A 6,629-nucleotide genomic window follows, 5' to 3' on the forward strand; every position below is an offset into this window, starting at 1 on the left:
CTATGTCTGATCAAGAGTGCAAATGTCCGCCACCAGGTCTACCTGCATGGATGGGAACTTTTGCCGATTTAATGTCACTATTAATGTGCTTTTTTGTACTCTTGTTGGCTTTTTCTGAAATGGATGTACTCAAATTTAAACAAATTGCAGGCTCTATGAAGTTTGCTTTTGGTGTACAAAACAAAATTGAAGTAAAAGATATCCCTAAAGGAACTTCTGTGATTGCCATGGAATTTACTCCAGGTAAACCAGAGCCCACCCCAATTGAAACTATTCAGCAACAAACAGTAGAAATGACTCAGCAAATGTTAGAGTTTCAAGCTGGTGATGAAAGCTCAGCTGGTGGTAGGCAAGAGCAGCGTGGTGACAAACGAGGTGGTGAATCCAGTAGTACTTCGCAAGGTCAAGGAGCTGAACAAGCAACGTCTTCGGCCGATCAGGAGCAAACTAACGAGTTAGTCAAAAAAATAGCCCAACAGTTAGAAACTCAAATAATCGATGGCGCAATTGAGCTCGAGTCCTTGGGGCAGCAAATAATTATACGTATCAGAGAAAATGGTTCGTTTCCTTCAGGTAGTGCATTTCTACAGCCTAAGTTTAAACCTATAATTAAAGATATTGGTGTGCTTTTAAAGGATGTGCCAGGGGAGATAACGGTGTCTGGGCACACGGATGATTTTCAGGTGTCGAATGAGTTATACATAAACAACTGGGATCTTTCTTCTAAGCGAGCTGTTGCTGTAGCAAGCGAGTTACAAAAAGTATCTGGCTTTGACAAAACTCGGATGATGGTTGTTGGGCGAGCTGAAACAAGACCACTTGTACCAAATGATACAGATGAAGACCGCCGAAGAAATCGTCGTGTCGAGATTTCTATTTTACAAGGTAAGGCAAAAGAGTCTGCACCTATTGATGTAAGATAACTTTACTTGGCAAATACGTTTATTTATCATAAAGTAAGCTTTCAATAACAAATGTAACGGAGTCAGCCATGAAGAATATCGATAAATTTAGTTATATGCTGGGTAATGGTGATGATGATGATAAAACAGATAGCCAAACTCAAGATTGGTGGAAGTTTTTCTTCTAAACAATAATAACTTTTACTTACAGGATATCAATTATGAAAAAGTTAGATAAATTTAGCTACATGCCTGGCAATGGAAATGGACAGGATGATGACACAAAACCAGATTAGGTAACTCTATGCCTACATGGTTTAATAGTAGTATGCAAATACTCGAAATTAGCTGGGTGCTATTTTTACTCCCAGCTATTTTTGTATTCTACTTACGTAAGGATTATCTGGCACTTCGCTTTGTGTTAGTTACCGCTGCTTTTTTTTTGTACGGTACTTTAATTTACGGTGATCTAATAACTATTGATGACCCTTATATTTGGCGTTATGTTGTCTGGGCATTTAATGATCTGGCGTGGATGGCTCTGATTGCCTATTGGGGTCTTAAAGATAAAGTGCATTTGTGGCAGTGTGTTATCGGTCAGCTTGTTGTTGTAAGTGCCCCTATTTTACAACTTTTCAGATTAGTTGATCGCCATTTATGGGATCTTTCTTATAGTACATACATTTATAAAACCTTATTGCCATTTATTAATATAGGCACCGTTGTTGTTTGTTATCTTCCGCTTATTTATATTTTAACAAAAGACAAAAAAAGCCCAGCTAGCCAATAGTTACAAAAAGTTCCCTCCTTTAAAATAGCTGTGCTAGACTACTGTTTATATAAACAGTGATGAGCAGGCTATGAAACTCTACATTGCAGAAAAACCTTCACTTGGACGCGCTATTGCTGATGCGTTACCAAAACCACATAAAAAACATGATGGTTATATAGAAGTCGCTAATGGCGATTGTGTATCGTGGTGCATTGGGCATTTGCTAGAACAAGCAGAACCTGATGACTATGATGAGCGCTTTAAAAAGTGGCAGTTTGAACACTTACCTATCATACCTGAACAGTGGAAGTTAAAAGCCAAAACCAAAACACGCAAACAGCTCACTGTTTTAAAAAAATTAATTAAACAAGCCTCGCAACTTATTCACGCTGGCGATCCAGACCGTGAAGGCCAGCTACTAGTCGATCAAGTAATTGAAGAAGCTAAAATAAGTCAGGCTAAAAAGCAGAGTACGCAACGTTTACTCATTAGTGATTTAAATTTATCGGCGGTAAAAAAATCACTGGGTACTATGCGTTCTAATCGAGATTTTATTCCGTTAAGTGTATCTGCTTTAGCGCGCTCTCGTGCTGATTGGCTATTTGGTATGAATTTAACACGTGCATACACACTAGCTGGGCAAAAAGCAGGGTTTGGTAATGTGCTTTCGGTAGGGCGAGTACAAACCCCTATTTTAGGTCTTGTTGTTAATAGAGATAACGAAATAGCACACTTTGTATCTAAGCCTTTTTACGATGTACTGGCGCATTTACTTACTCCAGATGACCAGCCATTCATAGCTAAGTGGATTCCTAGTAAAGCATGTGAGCCACATCAAGATGAAGAAGGGCGAATACTTAACAAAGCACTCGCACAAAATGTTGCTTCACGCATTACAAAGCAAAGTGCTGAGCTTACTTCACTTGACCAAAAACAAAAAAAACAAAGTGCTCCATTACCGTATAATTTATCTGCACTGCAAATAGATGCGGCTAAAGCATTTGGTATGCCAGCTCAAAAGGTGTTGGATATTTGCCAAATACTTTACGAACGTCATAAACTAATTACTTACCCACGCTCTGATAATCGTTATTTACCTAAAGATCACCATCAAGATGCATCTGCTATTTTTAAAGCTATAAGTGCTAATGGTGGGCAAAGCACCGAATTGGTAAATGGGGCTGATGTAAAAAAGCGTAGTAAATGTTTTAACGATTCAAAAGTGGCTGCCCATCATGCCATTGTGCCTACGGCTAAGCAGTTAAAGTCAGCGAGTTTGAGCGGTGACGAAGCGAAGGTATATCAATTAATAAGCCGCCATTACTTAATTCAGTTTTATCCCGACTATATATATAACGAAACTAAAGCAGAGATAACAATCGCTGGCGGATTATTTAAAGCAAATGCAAAACAAGATGTAAGCCTGGGCTTTAAGGTATTAATGGGTAAGTCTGAATTAAAAGATGAAGCTACGTTACCTCCTTTAACAAAAGGTATGTCTCTTTTTTGTGAGCAAGGCGAAGTAGTCGAAAAGCATACATCACCCCCTGCTTATTTTACCGATGCTACATTATTGGCTGCGATGACCGGTATTAGTCGTTATGTTAAAGATCCACAAATTAAAAAAGTATTAAAAGACACTGATGGTTTAGGTACGGAGGCAACACGTGCGGGAATAATCGAGTTGCTATTCAAGCGGCGCTTTTTAAAACGTGAAGGTAAGTCAATTAGAGCGACCGAAACGGGACTTGCTCTAATTAGCGTATTACCGCAAGGTTTAGCTAGTCCTGATTTAACCGCAAAGTGGGAATCAAGCTTAGGTGATATTGCGCAGCAAGTAATGAGTTATCAGCAATTTTTACAGCCTTTACTTGCTGACTTAAATGGGTTTGTACAATTAGCAGCAAACTGCGATAGTAATGCATTTGCAAGGCTACCAAAAACCTCACCTAAAAAACGTTTTGCTAAACGAGGTGGAAAAGCGACCTTTAAAAAATCGAGTTATAAAAAAAGCTCTGTTGCTAGTTAGCTACAGAGCCATAGCTGGCCTATTGCAAATAAATTCAACGCAGTTAGCGCTGAAAATAGCTGCTTGAGATAGATTTATTATCCAGAATTCAGGTTACTTATTAAATAAAGCTACAGCAGCGTTACTCATTGCTTTTATTCCGGTAGGGATAGCAACTTTATAATCTGGTGCAAATTTACTAGAGTGTAGGGAAGGGAGTACTTCACCTGTTTTTATAGAATCTGCATATTGTGCTTGGTTTACACCACCTAGCCAAAATAAGGTAATCGGGATATTTTCATCGGTGCGTCCGTATAGGCCAAAGTCTTCACCCGCCATTACAGCTTGTGTTTCAAGCACATTAGTATCACCAATTGCGCTGGCAATAGAGTGTCTAACAATGTCTGTTTGTGCTGGGTTATTATAAGTAGATGGAATAGATTCATCTTCATGTACATATACTACAGGGTAGTTTGATTCATTTAGGCCAGCACTTTGTGCAATACCTGCCGTGATTCGTTTTATTGCTGCTATTTGAGCACTTCTAACATTTGGGTTATAGCTTCTGAGAGTGAGTTGTAGTTTTACTTCATCCGAAATCACATTATGTTTTGAGCCACCATGAATAGACCCAACCGTAATAACCGAAGGCTCTAGCGGTGAAAGTTCTCGGCTTGTGATTGTTTGCAGAGCAAGTACTGTGCGTGCAGCTATAATCACAGGGTCTATAGTTGTATGCGGATAAGCACCATGACCACCTTTACCTTTTATTGTAATATCGACAGAATCTACACTTGCCATAGTGTATTCATTTTTCATTGATACCTTACCAGCGGGGACGCTAGCACTTACATGCAAAGCAATTATATGATCAGGTTTTTCATATTTACTAAATAGTCCTTCGCCTAACATGGCTTTAGCACCCCCACCAACTTCTTCGGCAGGCTGTGCAACCATCATCAAAGTGCCTTTCCATTGATCTTTGTGTACTATTAATTGCTCAGCAGTACCAATAAAAGAGCTCATGTGAATATCGTGGCCACAACCGTGCATTACACCTACTTTCGCACCATGCTCGTCTATTACTTTAACTTTTGAGGCATAGGACTTTCCTGTCTGCTCTATAATAGGTAAGCCATCGGTGTCAGTACGGATCATCACGGTTGGACCGTTTCCGTTTTTGTAAATGCCGACAACACCAAAGCCACCTACATTACTTGTTACTTTAAAACCCAGCTGAGTTAATTTATCCGCTATTTTATTACCCGTTTCTTGTTCGTGATAAGAAAGTTCTGGCGATTGGTGTAAATCAAGGTAAAACTTTTCTATAGCTGGCATGGTTTTGCTTAAATTCAAATCGAGTCCATTTGCTTGTACTAATGGGCTTGCTAATAAAAGTATTGCACTTAGATAAGTTAATTTCATGTTTTCCCTCATTGTTGAATATGTATACCGGATGATTTAGATATATGACTTGTAATTATTATGTTCACCACCATATAAAAACCTAAATAGATGAATATGGCAATCAATTCAATGAGCAACATAGTTAGTATTAATGCGCAAAACCTTCAACAAGTACTCGGTGAAACATCACAGCAAAAATTGGTGTTGCTTAACTTTTTCTCTCCTCAAAGTCCTGACTGCATCGGACAGGCTGCAATTTTAGATAAAATAGCGGCTGAATATGCAAGCTATATAGTAGTAGCAAACCTAGATTGCGATGCAGAGCAAGCACTCGCTTCTCAACTTGCGCAGCAAGTTGGTCTTCAAACTCTGCCTACGCTTGTATTATTAAAAGACTCTGCACCAGTAGATTTACTTGCAGGTGTTCAAAGTGAGGCACAAATACGCGAAGCCCTAGCAAAGCATTTACCTGCGCAACAAGACTTACTGTTAGAGCAAGCAAAACAAGCGTTATTAAAGTCAGATTTAAATGCTGCTTTCAATTATGCAAAGCAAGCTTATGAAATAGACAGCGGTAATGCACGCATCAAATTAGTGCTTGCAGACATATGTATTCAAATTCACAAGGTAGATGAAGCCCAAGCGCTTATAAATACAATAGACGTACAAGAGCAAGATGCTTACTTTAATAATATAAAAGCAAAATGCGAAGCTGCGCTTGAAGCAAAAGACTCACCAGAGATTAAAGAAAAGCAACAACAAGTAGAAAAGTACCCAAATGACCTAGAATTAAAAGAAGAGCTCAGTATTTTACTTAATGAAGCGGGCAGAAAAGAAGAAGCATTGGATATACTATTTACAGTGCTGCAAAAAGATCTGAATTTCAATGAAGCGAAACCAAGCTTTTTAGCCATTATTGCCTCTTTACCTGATGGCGACGCACTCGCAGCAAAGTATCGTCGCAAGTTATATAGTATTTTATACTAGGGTCTGTTGCTCTTTGCGGATTAAAATTTGTTCAAACTAGGGGGTGTTTAATCGCGGCGCGAGATTTGTAACCTAGTGGGCTCGGTAACTGCTCCTGCGTTACCCTACTGGCTTACATCCATGTAAGAATAAGTAAAAACCGAGTAACAAAGAGTAAATAGCCCCTAGGAAGAACCCTTTGGGCAGCGCCTGTTTGGCATTAATGCTACGTTATCGCCTATTTATGGGGAGTAACCACACTACATAGGCTCTGCCTTGCCTGAATACCAAACAGGCTGCTGCAAATTTAACCTTGAAAGATAAACAGACCCTAGATTCTAATAACTATTACTTTTGAGAAGCACCTAAATAAGGTGCTTTTTGCATTTTTAAGGTTTTAATTAAAAGCTATAGAATGGTTTAGCTATGTAAAAACAAGAGTTATCAACAGGTTTTTGTGGGTAACTTGTGCTTATCATGTGTGCTTGCTTGGGGCTTAATTTTAATTACTATTTTATGCAAATAACGCTTGCGTAAAATCCGCCGCTCCCTATAATGCGACCCCACTGAGACG

The 6,629-nt window shown here is 39.0% G+C and carries 5 protein-coding genes; 4 read left to right on the forward strand and 1 reads right to left on the reverse strand.

Annotation, left to right across the window (positions count from 1 at the left end; translation table 11 throughout):
- Positions 1-2: 2 nt before the first annotated feature.
- The 3 genes from I6F40_RS13615 to I6F40_RS13625 all read left to right on the forward strand — a co-directional run bounded on the left by I6F40_RS13615 (position 3) and on the right by I6F40_RS13625 (position 3,703).
- Positions 3-923: a flagellar motor protein MotB gene (locus tag I6F40_RS13615; RefSeq protein WP_166378098.1), complete on the forward strand. Its 921-nt coding sequence runs from the start codon at positions 3-5 to the stop codon at positions 921-923.
- A gap of 283 nt (positions 924-1,206) precedes the next feature.
- Positions 1,207-1,692, forward strand: coding sequence for a hypothetical protein (locus tag I6F40_RS13620; protein WP_166378096.1), 486 nt, complete (start codon positions 1,207-1,209; stop codon positions 1,690-1,692).
- Between the two features lie 70 nt (positions 1,693-1,762).
- Positions 1,763-3,703 (forward strand): DNA topoisomerase III, encoded by a 1,941-nt coding sequence (locus I6F40_RS13625; protein WP_197193059.1) that lies wholly within the window; start codon positions 1,763-1,765, stop codon positions 3,701-3,703.
- A 93-nt stretch (positions 3,704-3,796) separates the two neighbouring features.
- Here I6F40_RS13625 and I6F40_RS13630 read toward each other — a convergent pair whose 3' ends face one another.
- Positions 3,797-5,107 (reverse strand): M20 metallopeptidase family protein, encoded by a 1,311-nt coding sequence (locus tag I6F40_RS13630; RefSeq protein WP_197193060.1) that lies wholly within the window; start codon positions 5,105-5,107, stop codon positions 3,797-3,799.
- Positions 5,108-5,218: 111 nt separating this feature from the next.
- On the opposite strand from I6F40_RS13630, the gene I6F40_RS13635 reads away from it, so the two are divergent.
- On the forward strand, positions 5,219-6,076 hold the full coding sequence (locus I6F40_RS13635; protein ID WP_010554572.1) for a tetratricopeptide repeat protein: 858 nt from the start codon (positions 5,219-5,221) through the stop codon (positions 6,074-6,076).
- The last annotated feature ends 553 nt before the right edge of the window (positions 6,077-6,629 follow it).

The organism is Pseudoalteromonas sp. SWXJ133 (assembly GCF_015864365.1).
GTDB lineage: Bacteria > Pseudomonadota > Gammaproteobacteria > Enterobacterales > Alteromonadaceae > Pseudoalteromonas > Pseudoalteromonas arctica.

Excerpts from the sequence above, each read along its gene's own strand:
- I6F40_RS13625 (WP_197193059.1), top strand. The coding sequence starts at position 1,763 with ATGAAACTCTACATTGCAGAAAAACCTTCACTTGGACGCGCTATTGCT.
- I6F40_RS13620 (WP_166378096.1), top strand. The coding sequence starts at position 1,207 with ATGCCTACATGGTTTAATAGTAGTATGCAAATACTCGAAATTAGCTGG.
- I6F40_RS13630 (WP_197193060.1), bottom strand. The coding sequence starts at position 5,107 with ATGAAATTAACTTATCTAAGTGCAATACTTTTATTAGCAAGCCCATTA.
- I6F40_RS13615 (WP_166378098.1), top strand. The coding sequence starts at position 3 with ATGTCTGATCAAGAGTGCAAATGTCCGCCACCAGGTCTACCTGCATGG.
- I6F40_RS13635 (WP_010554572.1), top strand. The coding sequence starts at position 5,219 with ATGAGCAACATAGTTAGTATTAATGCGCAAAACCTTCAACAAGTACTC.